This is a genomic window from Shewanella hanedai, assembly GCF_007197645.1.
GTDB classification, from domain to species: Bacteria; Pseudomonadota; Gammaproteobacteria; order Enterobacterales; family Shewanellaceae; genus Shewanella; species Shewanella hanedai.
Genome location: NZ_VKGK01000023.1, coordinates 1 through 15,198 on the forward strand (window position 1 = coordinate 1; position 15,198 = coordinate 15,198).

Annotated in this window: 12 protein-coding genes; 7 read left to right on the forward strand and 5 right to left on the reverse strand. The window is 42.6% G+C overall.

Annotated elements, in window-relative coordinates:
* The first annotated feature begins 972 nt into the window (after positions 1-972).
* The 3 genes from FN961_RS17235 (at position 973) to FN961_RS17255 (ending at position 3,544) form a co-directional block, all read left to right on the forward strand.
* Positions 973-1,323, forward strand: coding sequence for a hypothetical protein (locus FN961_RS17235; RefSeq protein WP_144041424.1), 351 nt, complete (start codon positions 973-975; stop codon positions 1,321-1,323).
* Between the two features lie 534 nt (positions 1,324-1,857).
* A complete protein-coding gene (locus FN961_RS17245) occupies positions 1,858-2,244 on the forward strand; it encodes a hypothetical protein (protein WP_144041425.1) in 387 nt (128 codons plus the stop codon).
* Between the two features lie 619 nt (positions 2,245-2,863).
* Positions 2,864-3,544: a hypothetical protein gene (locus FN961_RS17255; RefSeq protein ID WP_144041426.1), complete on the forward strand. Its 681-nt coding sequence runs from the start codon at positions 2,864-2,866 to the stop codon at positions 3,542-3,544.
* 645 nt (positions 3,545-4,189) lie between these two features.
* Here the strand turns inward: FN961_RS17255 and FN961_RS17265 are convergent.
* Entirely contained in the window at positions 4,190-5,554 is a 1,365-nt protein-coding gene (locus FN961_RS17265; protein ID WP_144041427.1) for an aminotransferase-like domain-containing protein, read from the reverse strand.
* Between the two features lie 127 nt (positions 5,555-5,681).
* Between FN961_RS17265 and FN961_RS17270 the strand changes: the two genes are divergently transcribed.
* Together FN961_RS17270 and FN961_RS17275 are read left to right on the forward strand one after the other, a co-directional pair.
* Complete coding sequence (locus FN961_RS17270; protein ID WP_144041509.1) at positions 5,682-6,290, forward strand: LysE family translocator; 609 nt, start codon at positions 5,682-5,684, stop codon at positions 6,288-6,290.
* A gap of 57 nt (positions 6,291-6,347) precedes the next feature.
* The gene (locus tag FN961_RS17275) at positions 6,348-7,160 is read left to right on the forward strand and encodes a PhzF family phenazine biosynthesis protein (protein WP_144041428.1); all 813 of its coding nucleotides are present in this window, start codon (positions 6,348-6,350) and stop codon (positions 7,158-7,160) included.
* Here the strand turns inward: FN961_RS17275 and recJ are convergent.
* The 4 genes from recJ to brnQ form a co-directional block, all read right to left on the reverse strand.
* Positions 7,142-8,866: a single-stranded-DNA-specific exonuclease RecJ gene (gene recJ, locus FN961_RS17280; RefSeq protein WP_144041429.1), complete on the reverse strand. Its 1,725-nt coding sequence runs from the start codon at positions 8,864-8,866 to the stop codon at positions 7,142-7,144. The two genes, FN961_RS17275 and recJ, sit on opposite strands and share 19 nt — an antisense overlap.
* Before the next feature lie 122 nt (positions 8,867-8,988).
* Positions 8,989-9,717, reverse strand: coding sequence for a bifunctional protein-disulfide isomerase/oxidoreductase DsbC (dsbC, locus tag FN961_RS17285; protein ID WP_185972823.1), 729 nt, complete (start codon positions 9,715-9,717; stop codon positions 8,989-8,991).
* Positions 9,718-9,910: 193 nt separating this feature from the next.
* The gene (xerD, locus tag FN961_RS17290; RefSeq protein WP_144041430.1) at positions 9,911-10,837 is read right to left on the reverse strand and encodes a site-specific tyrosine recombinase XerD; all 927 of its coding nucleotides are present in this window, start codon (positions 10,835-10,837) and stop codon (positions 9,911-9,913) included.
* 97 nt (positions 10,838-10,934) lie between these two features.
* The gene (brnQ, locus tag FN961_RS17295; protein WP_144041431.1) at positions 10,935-12,278 is read right to left on the reverse strand and encodes a branched-chain amino acid transport system II carrier protein; all 1,344 of its coding nucleotides are present in this window, start codon (positions 12,276-12,278) and stop codon (positions 10,935-10,937) included.
* Between the two features lie 597 nt (positions 12,279-12,875).
* Here brnQ and FN961_RS17300 point away from each other — a divergent pair.
* Together FN961_RS17300 and srmB are read left to right on the forward strand one after the other, a co-directional pair.
* Positions 12,876-13,607, forward strand: coding sequence for a tRNA1(Val) (adenine(37)-N6)-methyltransferase (locus FN961_RS17300; RefSeq protein ID WP_144041432.1), 732 nt, complete (start codon positions 12,876-12,878; stop codon positions 13,605-13,607).
* A gap of 165 nt (positions 13,608-13,772) precedes the next feature.
* Complete coding sequence (srmB, locus tag FN961_RS17305; RefSeq protein ID WP_144041433.1) at positions 13,773-14,996, forward strand: ATP-dependent RNA helicase SrmB; 1,224 nt, start codon at positions 13,773-13,775, stop codon at positions 14,994-14,996.
* Positions 14,997-15,198: the final 202 nt, after the last annotated feature.

The following is a 15,198-nucleotide window of genomic DNA, read 5'->3' on the forward strand; positions in this document are numbered from 1 at the left end:
CGTATGGTTACCGGGTAACATAGTACGCCTTAGTGGAGGCTTGAGCCGTATGCAGTGAAAGTTGCACGTACGGTTCTTAGGAGAGCGGCACTTGGTAACAGGTGCCGCTTATCCGACCAAAGTTAGCCAGCCTTCAAATGAAGGTTGATTACATTTTATGGTTTGGCTTTCGGCTGAGTTGGTATTGGGTGGCGTGTTTGAGGGGCGATCCTTCATTGATAACTATCGCTTCGGTTTGGCTTGTGATGTTGTACTTTGTTTTTGCTCTTCTCCGTGGCCCTCTGTGTCCTCCGTGGTGAAAAGCTGTTTTACCTTCTGGCTGAGTTGGTATTGAGTTTGATGATTGGAGGTCGTACCTTCATGGTTATTTATCGCCTCCAGCGTGGTATGTGTAGCTACTTCTGCGAGACGCCACAAGCACATCCATGTGGGCTCTACCAAAACATCCCTGTTTTGGAAGCTCGCAGCCGCATCCACACTTGGTTATTTATCTCTTCGATTTGGCTTCGTCAGTAACTTAATATCCGAATTTCTGACTAATTCCTGCCCCTAAATCATCTAGAAGCCATTTTTAGCTATGCGCATACCCTATCCATTTCCCCTATTTTTTCTTATCCGTTGCAGCTCTATTTATCAGATGCTGAGTCTCAGTTAGTAAAAACAAATTCACACTCTGATTTACATTGGTATACACATGTGTGTAATTGGCAGGAATTGGAAATGGTAATGACACATTAGAGCTTAAGCTATAAAGCATTTATGCCCCATTGCTGGTTAGATGTATCACTTTGTTAAATGCAGTCTTGACCAATTTGCATTCCTTTATTTCATCAGCTTGAAAGCACTAATGACCAGTATTATTAAGCTTTGTGAGACGCAGCTAAGTAGACTTGAGTGAAACAGACTTAGTAAAATTGTGGTGGATAAAGACTCGAATCATCATGTCAGTTTTTTTGCCTCGGAGTTATGCCAATGACAACAATCTATCTAAGTGTTCCTTATAAAAAAGAAAATGGAAATGGGGATGTTAAAAAAGACGTAGATGAAGCTTTGGCTACAGGAATAGCTACTGGATATATATTTAACGATACTCAGTTAAGTGACTTGAAAGGAGTAAATGATATCAAAGTTGTTTTGATTGACCGCATAAGAAAAAGAAGAGTAGAAGGAGAGTTTGTAAGTTTAAGTTCTACAAATAAATCTACTCGGTTTGGAATGCGTCATGACATCATAATCTCTAAGTTGAATGAAGTAGTATATGCACCTGTTGTGTTTAAATACCATCGCACAGGCGTTAAGCTAATTACATATTTAGCAGGGTGAGAGCACACTAACCTTTTTGCTTGTTTTACGTGCAGCTCAATCACTAGTTGAACTGCAAAACTTGGTTTTCATCATACATTTTAATGTAAATAGTTCCAGTTTTACATATCGACGTATACTGATTCAAAAGCATACAAAGTGTGCTTGCGTCCTGCATATTCAGGGCGGGATGTTAAGTTAAATGAATGATGAAGCGTATCAATTATCTGTTGATATAAATAAGAATCACGAAGGGTTAGAGATACCTAATTACTAAGAGTTATTTATACCATCTCTTTTCCATTCGACTGTAATAGAACACCATAGAAGTATCATTTTGTTAGTCGAGGGGAGATATATAGCTCTGCCTGGACTTTGATGAGACCACTTTTCGAAGTGTATGTTCAAGGGTGTTGGCTGTTTTCGTTCCTTAATATTTTAGCCAACAATTTTTTGCCCATTATTAGGGCATTATATATCTAGGAGTATAAAGTCATCATTGAGTTTCTAAAATGCTATGTATTTTTAGCTCCGTACGCAACAACACTAGGTATTATGGTTGCCTTATATCAAGTTTGGAAAAATACAGAGCAGTCTAAAACAACCTTTGAAGATTCTCTGTCAAAAGAGTATCGAGATATTTCTAAAAACATTCCATATAATGCTTTGATCGGTAAAAAACTTAATGATGATGAAAAGAGTCAAGCTTATAATGAGATATTTAACTACATGGACTTTTGCAACGAGCAAATATTTCTTCGTCAATCAGGTAGAGTCAGAAAAAATACTTGGAACAATTGGCAAGAAGGTATGCATACCAATTTTTCTCTACCAATATTCGCAAGCGTTTCGGCAGAGGTATTCAAAGAATTACCTGGTACATTTCAAGAGTTAAGAAAGGTAATAGAGCAAAAGTTTAATGCTGATCCAAACAAGTGGTAAGAGATGTAATCGGGTAGCCAGAGGTGTCTAGCCTCCAGCCCCCACACCACTCTGCATGCGACTCCGCACATGGCGGTTCATTTAGAACGCCTAGCTAAGCTTTCTGGTTAGGGTAATGAACTGCGAACCATCTATCTCTTAGTGAGCATAAACCTGCTTTCTTAATATAACCATTAGTAATGATAATGACTATTGTAAAGTTTAGAGCTTAAGCACTAGCTAGTTTTATCCAGTTACGTCTTAGAGCTATCACTCTAAGATATTTCTGCCCCAAAATCAGTTTCGCAGTTCAAAAGGTAAATAGGCCAAACAAAGCTTTGGCTTTAGAAAAGCTAATGCGGCCTGTTTTTGCATAGTCCATAAGTTATGCCGGTCCTATATTTTGATGACATAACGCCTCTTCACAAGAACTGTTCATATAAACAGTTATAATAAGCATTGTGAATTTTTAGCATTATTTTGGTGTAAGAAGGAAGGCGATTTAGAGTTAATAACTGCTAAGTGGCTGTTTAAAAACATTTACATCCAATAGTTAAATTAAATCACGTCACAAATAAGTAAATGACTGTTCTTATTCGGAATTCAGCCTAATACATTGTTAGTTTTAAGGAGTAATTTTTTGGACGCATTAATAGCACTGAAAATAGCAAACCCAGTAATAAACCTTATAAAGAATACTTTTACAAATTGTAAAGTAGAAAGTGCTTTGGTTGAACTGGCTCAGGGAAAAAAGAATATTAACGAAATTTGTAATAATCATAGTGATATTTATAGATTTAGAATGTTAATAGATTCATTGAATAAGGCATCAACACTTAAAAAAGCTAATGTATTAAAAGATCTATATCTATCCTTCGAGGGAGAAGATAAAACAGATGAATCTGATGATTTGTTTTATGAGATATTATCAATACTTGGCGAACTTTCTGAACGTGAAATTCGAATTATTTATCTCCTAGAACTATTTTATAATGAAGATATACAGAATAAAAAAGATGATGAAAAATATTCCAAATATTTCTTAGAAATAACGGATGAAGGGTTTGGGGAAGGTGGGGATAAATCTGATTCATTCTATTATTTTGTCAGTGAAAAAATGGAAATTAAACCAGTTATAATTTTTGGTTTGATGAAGCGATTGGAACGTTCAGGCTTAATTGTAACGACTGGGATTAATGGAAATGCTAAGTTTCAAGAATATCGACATACAGCACTTTATAATGAAATTAAATCTAGGCTAATTCTTGCTATGGAAAATTCTTATGGTGAAGAAAATACTCTTACATCAGATGATATTTAAAACTAATCGGGTAGCCGGAGGTATCTAACCTCCTGCCCCCACACCACCCTGCATGCGGCTCCGCACAGGGCGGTTCATTTAGAACGCCTAGCCTAAACTTTCTGGTTAGGGTAATGAACTGCGATCCATCCATATCTTAGTGAACATAAACCCGCTTTCTTAAGATAATCATTAGTAATGATAATGTGAGCCGTAAATTTTAGAGCTTAAGCACTAACGAGCTTTTGTCCAAAAATGAGCTAGCTACTAGAAAACCTCAATCGAAGATATAAACAATCAGGTGTGAATTCGGCTATGACCTTTGACAGCATGGCCAAAAATGTTTCCTACATTTTCAGGCATTTCCTATATCCATATAGGTCAGACGCTGTCGTAGAGGCTATAGTGATTGTGCTTGAATGATATCCTATCTAAAGGCCAGTTCGACATCCTTGTCTCTCGTTCATAAGCTCAGAAACTTAAAGTTTCTATTCACCGTGTCACAGAGGTGTTTACACATTGGGCATGCTGCAAGCAATTAATAGAATTGAAGTAATGGCTTACAGCTAACCAACCAAACACAGAACCAGCCAAATGAACCTAACTAAGAAGATATTTGAAACTTGCTATCCGACAAGTTAATAGAATTTGTAATCCCACAAGTGATTAAACCACCGAATAGGCACTTTGACTGAGTGTTGTGATGGTGGTCTCGACCTCGTGCAAACTCTTCATAAACTGATCCATACTTTGTGCTGCACCTATGCTGATGCGAATATGATTATCGTGGTTATCAAAATCATCACCATTACGCACCATGATCCCTTTTGCCGCCAGCGCAGTGACAACGTGATGAGCTTTTAAAGGCGGTTTGAGTTTCAGCCAACCATTGAGTCCGCGCCAGCGGTGTTGTAAGCCTAAGCGCTCACCCATGGCAATGGCTAACACTTGTCGTTCGCGGATCAGCTGGTCTCTGTCGCCGTAAAGCGCAGGGGTATTAATCAAGCGCGCCGCTATCTCCATGTTCAATGGCGATACCATCCAACATTGACTGTGCAATGCCAGTTTAACTGGACCAATTAATGCCTCCGGCAACAAAATGAAACCTTGGCGTAAACCGCCGGAAAATGTTTTAGACAAGCTGGAAAGGTAGATGACTCTGGACTGCGCCTGAGGTGAATGCTCTTGAGCTTGTTGCCATAACGGCAGATGCCACTCTTCGGGTAGGCAGTAGTTAACATCATCCTCAAGAATGTAAAAATCATGCTCTATGGCCATAGACAGTAGGGCTTGGCGCTGTGCCATGCAGTACTGAATGCAGGTTGGGTTTTGGTTGTTCAGCGTCAGGTAGAGTAATTTGGGCTGATTCAGTTCAACCAAAGTGGTTAATGCCTCTAAATCTACGCCTGAGTCCGTCAGCGGGATCGACATTGAGTTAAGCCCAAGTTGGTTTGCTGCAACTCTAATGCCTGGGTAACAATTCTCTTCATACATCAGTAGGTCATTCTTACCGAGTAAGCCATTTAATACCGAGAAGAGCCCTTGCTGGGCACCATGACAGAAAATCAATTGTTTAGCCTGTTGCTCAATGCCACGGCCTAAAAGCCAGCGATGAAAAGCCTGTAGCTGATGAGGAAGTGGATCGGCCTGATAACCCATGATCTGATTTAGCGTATGTGGATCTTTGGCTATAGCTGAGAGCGTATCACTGAGCGCAGTCGTCTGGTTAGTCAAAGGCGGCTGACAAGTGGCGAAATTCACTTTATCTGTTTGCTGAGAATGTGTGGCGGCTTTGACATAAGTACCGTCACCAATGCGCGCCTCAATATAGCCTCTCTGTTCTGCCAATGCGTAGGCTCGAGTAATTGTCCCTATTGTTACACCGATTGTATCTGCTAGTCGTCTCTGGGGAGGCAGCTTACTGTTTGCAGGTAATTCACCCGACTGAATCGCCTGCTCTATCGCGTCAACAACCCGTTGATACTTGGGGCCAGTGAAGTCATTTAAATCTAAACGCCAAATTGTACCCATAACAATAAACTCATTGATCCATTTTATATAGTCGCTAATATGCATAAAACAAGACTTAATGTCAATTATTGTATGCATACAATAATTAGCAGCAAGTAGAAGTAAACACAACGATGGGGGAGAGATGATGCAAGAAACACTATGGACTTTGATGCTATCGGCGGCATTTTTCTGCACCACGATGACAATGACGCCAGGACCGAATAACATTCTATTGACTCAATCGGGAGCTAATTACGGAGTTAAACGCACCTTACCCCATGTCTTGGGAATTAGAGCAGGGCAAACTAGCTTGCATATCGCCATGTTGCTTGGCCTAGGCAGTTTATTTGAGAGTTGGCCTTTGCTGCACCAAGTACTTAGAGTCCTTTCGATCGGTTACTTAATCTATTTAGCGTATCGGATCTCAACCTCGTCGGTAGGCGAGCAAGTCAGTGAAGAGGAGAGCAAGCCGATGACCTTTAAAGAGGCGACTTTTTTTCAACTCATCAACCCTAAATCTTGGATGGCGACGATCACCCTATGTAGCGCCTTCACTATTAGCGGCGATGCTTATTGGCTTAGTGGCTTATTGGGCGTGCTAGTTTATAACCTAGTGGGATTTCCAGCATCATTTACGTGGGTGTGTCTTGGCTCGGCTATTCGTAATCTATTAAATTCTGCAAAGCGACGCAGTTACTTTAATTGGACAATGGGATTTTTATTATTGTTTACGATACCGTTAATCGTTAGATGACGAGAACGAATACCAATCCAATTATTAGTGAGATTGGTATAACACTAAGGAGTGAGAATGAATTTGAAAATACATATTATCGATGCTTTTACCGATGTGCGATTTAAAGGTAATTCAGCGGCGGTGATCATTACCGACTCTTGGCTGTCTGATGAACTGATGCAGTCGATTGCTGTCGAGAATAACCTGTCGGAAACGGCATTTTTGAAGCAGCTGACTCCCAAGCAGTACCAGATAAGGTGGTTTTCTCCACTCACCGAAATTGATTTTTGCGGCCATGCCACACTTGCAGCCTCTTTTGTCATTTTTAAAGAGAATCAAACGGTAGAAGAGATCAGCTTTATGGCAAAGGCTGTGGGTGAATTAACCGTGACTAAAGGCCACGATGGTTATATTCAGATGTGCTTCCCTAACTTAGTACCCAAAGCGGTTACAGATGTTCCCCAAGACTTACTCGATGGTTTGTCAATTAAACCTGTAGAAGTGCTTCTTAATCAACAAGCCTACATTGTGGTTTATCGAGATGAAGCGGAAGTGTTGAGTGTTCAGAAAAGTGATGAGCACCTTAAACGGTTAGCCCCTTTTGATGTTGCTGTGACAGCCAGCACCGATAGTGGAAAACGGGAGTATGATTTTGTCTCGCGCTATTTTTGGCCAGCTAATGGTGGGGGCGAAGATCCAGTCACGGGATCCATTCATGCGGGATTAGCCCCTTACTGGTCACAAAAGCTAGCTAAAAGTGAGTTAATTGCCTATCAAGCTTCAACGCGAGGAGGTTTACTCTTGTGCCGCGTGGAAGCTGACAAAGTCTATATCTCGGGTAAAGCTGTTCAATATTTAGAGGGAGTTATTTACATGGGTTCGATTTGATCAACCATCAGCTGCAACGTCTGATTGCCCCTGAACTCATTTACATCAAGCTTATAGACCACTCTTGCATGTTGAATGGTGGCATCGGGCCAAGTTTTCATATCAACATTAAACGCGATAGCATCGAGCATCAGTTGGCCACAGTTCGTTTCCAACACAAGTTTAAGATGCTTTTCGCCAACAATTCGCTGCTGAACAACTTTGAAGTAACCATCAAACAGAGGTTCTGGAAATTCCTGCCCCCAAGGGCCAGCATTTCGCAGCTCCCATGCCATAGGCAAGGTCATCTCACCGGGAGTGAGTTCACCGTCGGTCACCATCACACCGGTTAGCTGCTCAGGCTTTAATAGCTCTCTTACCGCTTCATCATAGGCTTGCTCAAACGTGAAAAAGTCTTTCTCAAGTAACGATAGGCCAGCAGCCATGGCGTGACCACCAAACTTGAGGATCATACCTGGGTGTCGACTATTGATAAGCTCAAGCAGATCCCGCATATGCAGACCTTTAATCGAACGAGCTGACCCTTTTATCTCACCATTACCAGCATCAGCAAAAGCGATAACAGGTCGGTGATATCGGTCTTTAATCCGCGAGGCTAAAATGCCTATCACCCCTTGATGCCAATCTTCCTTAAACAGGGCGATTCCCCATGGAAGCTTATCTTCATCAAGCTCTAACTTCTCCAGACTTTTTAACGCTTCCTGCTGCATGTCAGCTTCAAGATCGCGCCTCTCAGCGTTGAGTCCATCGAGCTCAGATGCCATACGTCTTGCCGTCATCATGTCATCACAGAGCAAGGTTTCGACCCCGAGCGCCATCTCATCAAGTCGACCTGCGGCATTCAGCCTAGGCCCGACCGCGAAACCAAAATCAGAGGCGACAATCCGGGAAGGATTACGTTTAGCCACTTCTAACAATGCGGTGATCCCTGGTCGACAACGTCCAGCGCGCACACGTTGTAATCCCGCTTCAACCAAAATACGGTTATTACCATCTAACGCGACCACATCCGCCACCGTACCTAACGCGACGATATCCAATAATTGAGCTAAGTTAGGCTCAGCAATGCCCTTCTCCTCATACCAATTACGGGTTCTCAGCTCTGCTCTCAATGCCGACATTAAATAGAAGGCAACGCCAACACCGGCAATCGATTTACTGGCAAAACTGCAATCGTTCTGATTCGGATTAACAATAGCATCGGCGTCAGGAATGGTTTTGCCTGGAAGATGGTGATCGGTAATAACCACTTGCATGCCCATTGCTTTTGCTGCTGCCACTCCCTCAATGGAAGAGATGCCATTGTCGACGGTGATCAACAACTCAGCGCCCTTTTGGCCAGCAACGGCGACGATCTCAGGACTTAAGCCATAACCAAAATCGAACCGGTTAGGGATAAGGTAATCCACCCGAGTTGCCCCCATCATCTTAAGTGCAAGCAAGCACACACACGTCGATGTGGCGCCATCGGCATCAAAGTCACCCATAATAAGAATTGAGCGTTGATCGCGGATCCCGTCAGCAATAATCTCTGCCGCACGTACGATCCCATGCATGGTATCGGGTCTGAGTAATCGCTTCAGACTTAGGTCACAATCTAGGGCTGTACTACCACGACTGGCGTAGATCTGTCTTAGCAGTGGCGAAAGCGTGTGTGGGAGGTGACTATCATCGACTTTATCGCGGCGAACAATCTTATGGATCACGTTATTACTACCTTATTCAAGGTTATACCAATTACATCTGAGCACAGTTTATCAAAGGCGCTAGGCGATAACACAAAAAAGGTGAGCCTAAGCTCACCTTTAATCGCTAGCGTATAAAAATATTAGTTAGTTGACTCTAGCACTTTAAGTAATGCTGCAGGTGGTTGGTAACCTGGGATCATGCTGCCATCTTCAAGGACTATTGCTGGCGTACCATTAACACCAAAGCTTTGACCTAGATTGTACTGCTCTGCAATTTTCGCATCACACTTACTCAGTTTAAGGCGCTTTCCACCTTTAACATCAGTCATCGCTTGTAGTGGATCCGCTGCACACCATACTGATTCCATCTCATCAGCATTAGCTGAAGGTACGCCACTACGCGGGAAAGCTAAGTAACGAACGGTAATGCCTAGATCGTTATATTCCTGCATCTCGTTATGCAATTTACGGCAATAACCACAAGTCGTATCAGTAAACACTGTCACCACATGTTTCTCGTTTTTAGCCTTGTAGACCAGCATGTTCTCTTCAAGTGGTTTCATCATCTCAATACGCGGGCCAGCCAGTGCCGCCTCGGTCAGGTTCTTCATTCCTTTGTCGAGGTCATAAAGATTACCATGGAACAATTTAGAACCATCTTGTGAAATATAAAGCACACCGCGGTCAGTCAAGGCTTCATATAATCCAGGAATTGGCGACTCTTGCAGCGAGTGAACTTCAACACTCAATGTTTCAGCCAGCTTTTCTTTTAAAACATCACTGTTATCAGCCGGTGTGTTTGGTCCAGCCATAGCTGATTGCGCGAACACAGCCGCTAAAAACAAAGAGCATACTCGGGTCAAAATCATGGGTTATCCTGTTCTTAATATACGTCAAACATAATCAATAAAGAGTGAACTAATGAGTCATAAGAGAGTAGACCCCAATTAGCAGTGAAAAGTTACAGTTTCAGTGAGATTAAAGCAAATATAAACTGTAAGTAGATCCGTCAAATGTAGCGCACTACACGAATTTATGTCAACTCGACAAATTTAGCTCAGATTATCCTCTCGGATGGTGCTCACTGTGTAGCTGACTCAGTCGCGCTTTAGCAACATGGGTATATATTTGGGTTGTTGACAGATCGCTATGGCCTAATAGAAGTTGCACCACACGCAGATCCGCGCCGTGATTTAACAAGTGAGTGGCAAAAGCATGCCTGAGGGTATGGGGAGACAAAGTAGTGCTGATCCCAGCTCTTAATGCATACAATTTAATCCGATGCCAGAACGTCTGTCGAGTCATCATATTTCCACGTCGAGAGGGAAACAACACATCACTCATTTTCTGCTTTAACAGCTCGCCTCTAGCTGCAACCAGATAGTTCTCCACTTCATTAATGGCCAACTCACCTAAGGGAACCAATCGCTCTTTTCCCCCTTTACCTACCACTCTAACCACGCCTTGGCGCAAGCTGATCTGTTCCATGGTTAAACTCACAAGCTCAGTCACTCGCAAACCCGTTGCGTACAATAACTCCAACATGGCTTTATCTCGGCACTCTATGGGATCGTCAACATTAGGCTCACTCAGCAAACTGTCTACATCCGCTTCGCTCAGAGAGCTCGGCAGTGTGCGTGCAAGTTTTGGGGACTTCATCTGGCTAATGGGATCAATCTCGATCTTTTTCTGCACTAGCAGATAGCCATAGAATCGTCTTAAACTACTCATTAACCGTGCACTGCTCGTCCGAGCAAATCCAGCGTCTAAACGCACATTGAGATAAACCCGAACGGTTTCTTGTGTCGCATCTAATAAAGAGAGTTCAGTTTTAATGAGGTATTGTTCAAAGTGACACAGATCAGTGCGATAAGCGCTTAAGGTGTTATTGCTTAACCCACGGCTAGACCAAAGGTCATCAAGAAAAAGCTCAATCAAGGGATCACACTTATACTGCTCTGGCGCGGTATGATTATCAGATTGACTCAAAGGATTCCCCTAAAATAAAAAAGGCGCAGACTTTAGATGTCTACGCCCTATTCTATGTCAGCTAAAGTTACATGCCTAACAAAGAGTATCTATCAATCTACCCCAACACTGCCTCAGGTTTACTCTTCTTGATAAGTAAACACGCCACAATCGTCATGCCTGTCGGTAATAACCACGCCATGCCTTCGTTGTGTAACGGCATAAAATCAACAAAGCTCATATCAAAGCCTGCGGCTTTAAGCCCGTCAATCACACCAAACACAAGAGCGACACTCAACACGATACGGTGTGAGAACTCAGGCATAGAGAACTTGTCCGTCAGGAAAGTCACCGCAACTAACGCGATAGCTACTGGGTAGATGGTATACAACACTGGAACACTTATGCTAATAAGTTCTGATAGACCTACGTTAGCAACGGTTGCACAGATAAGGCTGATAATCACAACAAATGTACGGTATGAGATGCTAGAAATAAGCTCACTAAAGAACTCAGAACAAGCCGTCACCAAACCGATAACCGTAGTTAAGCACGCTAAAGTTACTACAGAAGCTAGGAGAATTTGACCAAACTCACCGAACTCTTGGTTCACATAGTTAGTTAAGATCACGCCACCATTATCAGCACCGGCAGCAATAGCACCACCTGTAGCACCTAGATAAAAAAGTGAAATATAAACAAAGGCTAAACCTGCAGCAGCAATCATCGCAGCTCTTATCAGGTACTTAGTCTGTTGTTGACTATCACTCACCCCTTTACGGCGTAGAATATCGATGATCAACATACCAAAGATGAGCGACGCTAACGTATCCATGGTGTTGTAACCTTCCAGAATACCTTTAGTCAATGGATTCGTTTGATACTCTCCCACCGCCTGACCCACGTCTGAACCCGGCACCATGAATACTGAAGCAGCAAGAGCAACTAATAGCATCAACATGATAGGCGTTAATATCTTACCGACACTATCGAGCAGTTTGCCCGGATAGAGTGACAGTAGCATTGAGCCACCGAAGAAAATTAATGAATAGATAAGCTGAGAGACATTAAGGGTAATTCCCGCAATCATAAAGGTCGCACTGCTATCGGTAAGAAAAGGCTTGAATCCCATCTCATAGGCAACGAGCCCAGCACGTGGTGCAGCGAAAGCAGGACCTATAACGATATAGATGGCGACAGCAAATGCTGTTGCCGCCAATGGAGGTAACAAGCCCATGATCTTTCCATTCGCCTTAGCGACGGCAATGAGTGTGATCAAAGGTAAAGTCACCGCAGTGATTAGAAAGCCAGTCATGGCCAAGCCCATATTCTCGCCAGATAAGAATCCAGCAAGCGGTGGGAAAATTAAGTTGCCTGCACCAAGAAAAAAAGCGAAGGTCATGAAACCTAAGCCAAGGGTATCAGCGATAGTCAGTTGTTTATTTTGCAATTTTTTCCCCATCTTTCATATTATTTTTATCGTTCTTAAGTCATCACACCAATTACAAGTAACCTTTTATAGAAAACTAGCACCATGTGTAAATTTTTGATTACACAAGCTCCTAGTCAATTCGTTCGGTACTTGGTGAGTTATTAAACAACAGCATAAAACACTAGTGCTAAATTTGTTTAAAACTGGCTTATCTCTCCCAAAAGACTGTAAATATCAATTTTCGGGAGCATACTATTATCAAAATGACCAATGCATGACAAGGACGCGCATCACTAAGTGCGCAATTAACACCCAGAGCGCAACAGGCTGAAAACCTAAAATTAACACGAGTTACTTAACGCAAGCATAAACTGCTACCAGAAGACGCTAGCAACAAAAATGCAACGGTAAATGTATGGTTTTCGCTCATTAGGTTTTTGTTCTTTTAGACAGATATTAAAACGATAAGAGTGTATTTCCCATTGATGACGGCTCATTGCAAATAACACTCTTTTCTCGATCAGTATTTCCAAGTGCGTAGCTTCGAAGTAGCCAGGGGATAAACTCGCGATATGGAATCAGTTAGCGTACAATCCGCGCCAATTTCAATCAGTCAAAACACTCTAAATGGCCTTTACTTTTAAGCAATTTCATATCGACGACCATGGTTGCGGCATGCCTGTCAGCACTGATGCGGTCTTGCTCGGATCATGGGCGCCTCTGACTCAGGCTAAACGTATTTTAGACATAGGCGCAGGTAGCGGCTTACTCAGTTTGATGGCAGCACAACGCAGTGATGCTACGCTTACCGCTATCGAACTCGATGATACAGCTGTCGGTGCATGTGATAAGAATTTCAGCGCCTCTAAATGGCAAAGTAGATTGGAGCTGGTTCACACTAGCGTGCAAGAGTTTAGTTTGACTCATCAAACAAGCAATGCAGCTAAGTTCGACCACATCATCTGCAACCCTCCCTATTTTAAGGGAGGCACTCAATCCAGTAATCGACTCAGGGCACAAGCCCGTCATACCGACACGTTAGATTTTCACTCGCTCTTACAAGCAATCACTCAGCTTTTGGCATTGAATGGCACAGCCAGTTTAATCTTACCAGCTCAAAGTATGGAGCCATTCAATGAAGAGCTAAACCGCTCTCTTTTATGCATGAGTCAGATAACCGATATTCGAGATTCAGAGCAAAAAGCCCCGCACCGCCATCTGTTTACTCTCAAGCGTCGAGATGATGATACAGAACAAAGTCAGCCGCTAATAAAGGCTGATTTCTGTATCAAAGAACCGGACGGGAGCTACACACAAGAGATGATCGCACTGATCACTGACTTCTATCTAAAATATTAGCGTGTGATGAGTTGGACATTTAAAGGGATAATTTGCTCACATATCAGCAAACTAAAAAAAATTAATCTCTTTGTTATCCCTTTAATGGCGATTTTCAATACTAATGATTTAAGTTAGTTCGATTAACCTTTATAATGTGCCGCTATTATTTATTGAGACCTGCACATGCAATTTGAAGACTTCCTGCTTGACCCTATCTTATTAGAGTCATTGAAAGCCATGGGCCATATTAAGCCTACAACCATACAGCAACAAGCGATCCCATTGGCCATGGATCAGCGGGACATTCTTGCGCGTGCACCGACAGGAACGGGTAAAACCGCCAGTTTCCTACTGCCGGCTCTGCAACACATTATTGACTTCCCACGTCGATTTTCAGGCCAAGCTCGAGTGCTTATTCTTACGCCAACTCGTGAGCTAGCAAGTCAGATCCACCGTTATGCCTCTCACTTGGCTTACGAGTTAGACCTGAACACTGTTATCGTCACTGGTGGTGTGCCTTATGGTCCTCAAGAGGAAGCATTAAAAGGCAATGTAGATATTCTAGTGGCAACCCCTGGTCGTCTAATGGAATACATGGATAAGGGATTATTCAACGCTGAAGAAGTTGAAATTCTAGTCATCGATGAAGCCGACAGAATGCTCGACATGGGATTTTCTGCCGCGGTTGAAACCTTAGCAATCGAATCAGTGGGTCGTAAACAGACCATGCTATTCTCTGCCACGTTAGAAGGTAGCGATGTAGGACGTTTCTCGCATCAACTGCTGACTAACCCAGCAAAAGTTGAAGCAGAAGCCCCTCGTAGTGAAAAAGCTAAAATTCACCAGTGGATCCATATCGCTGATGATAAAGAGCACAAATTTAAGTTGTTATGCAGCATTCTTCAACAAGAAGATACTAAGCGAGCTATCGTTTTTGTTAAGACCCGCGAATCAGTCGCCAGTCTTGAAGGTTTACTGCAAAAAGTAGGCATCACTTGTAGCTTTATGCGTGGTGACATGGAGCAGAAACAACGCTTCCAAGCACTGGGACGTTTCACCAAAGGTGAAGTGAACGTATTGCTTGCAACCGATGTCGCCGCACGTGGTATTGATGTCGAAGATGTCACTCATGTGATCAACTTCGATATGCCAAGATCTGCTGATACTTATGTCCACCGTATCGGTCGTACTGGTCGTGCAGGCGCTAAAGGGACTGCAATCTCACTAGTTGAAGCCCATGATATTCGTGTTGTCGGTAAGATTGAACGCTACTTGGATCAGCCGCTTAAACGTCGATTCATTAAAGATCTTAGACCTAAAAACAAGGAAGCTAAGCCACCAGGAAAGAATAAAGTAAAGCCAGGTGAGAAAGTCTTTAGCAAGAAAAATAAAAAGAAGAAGAAATAAGTCTTATATTATTCTTGGAGCCGCTATTAGCGGCTCTTTTTTTGCCTTAATTGTACAAATTTAAACCAACCAATAACTAGCACCCCCTCTAAAAGATTCTGCTTTATTACATTTCGCTCATTTTATTTACAAAAACGTTTTATCAAGCCTCCCGAGTCTGTTAAATTTAATTCGGTATAGGAATTTCAGCATGGAACAGCGG

What these genes read in the sequence shown, in the direction of transcription:
- FN961_RS17235 (WP_144041424.1), top strand. Translation starts at nt 973, where the DNA reads ATGACAACAATCTATCTAAGTGTTCCTTATAAAAAAGAAAATGGAAAT.
- FN961_RS17245 (WP_144041425.1), top strand. Translation starts at nt 1,858, where the DNA reads ATGGTTGCCTTATATCAAGTTTGGAAAAATACAGAGCAGTCTAAAACA.
- FN961_RS17265 (WP_144041427.1), bottom strand. Translation starts at nt 5,554, where the DNA reads ATGGGTACAATTTGGCGTTTAGATTTAAATGACTTCACTGGCCCCAAG.
- FN961_RS17270 (WP_144041509.1), top strand. Translation starts at nt 5,682, where the DNA reads ATGCAAGAAACACTATGGACTTTGATGCTATCGGCGGCATTTTTCTGC.
- FN961_RS17275 (WP_144041428.1), top strand. Translation starts at nt 6,348, where the DNA reads ATGAATTTGAAAATACATATTATCGATGCTTTTACCGATGTGCGATTT.
- dsbC (WP_185972823.1), bottom strand. Translation starts at nt 9,717, where the DNA reads ATGATTTTGACCCGAGTATGCTCTTTGTTTTTAGCGGCTGTGTTCGCG.
- brnQ (WP_144041431.1), bottom strand. Translation starts at nt 12,278, where the DNA reads ATGGGGAAAAAATTGCAAAATAAACAACTGACTATCGCTGATACCCTT.
- FN961_RS17300 (WP_144041432.1), top strand. Translation starts at nt 12,876, where the DNA reads ATGGCCTTTACTTTTAAGCAATTTCATATCGACGACCATGGTTGCGGC.
- srmB (WP_144041433.1), top strand. Translation starts at nt 13,773, where the DNA reads ATGCAATTTGAAGACTTCCTGCTTGACCCTATCTTATTAGAGTCATTG.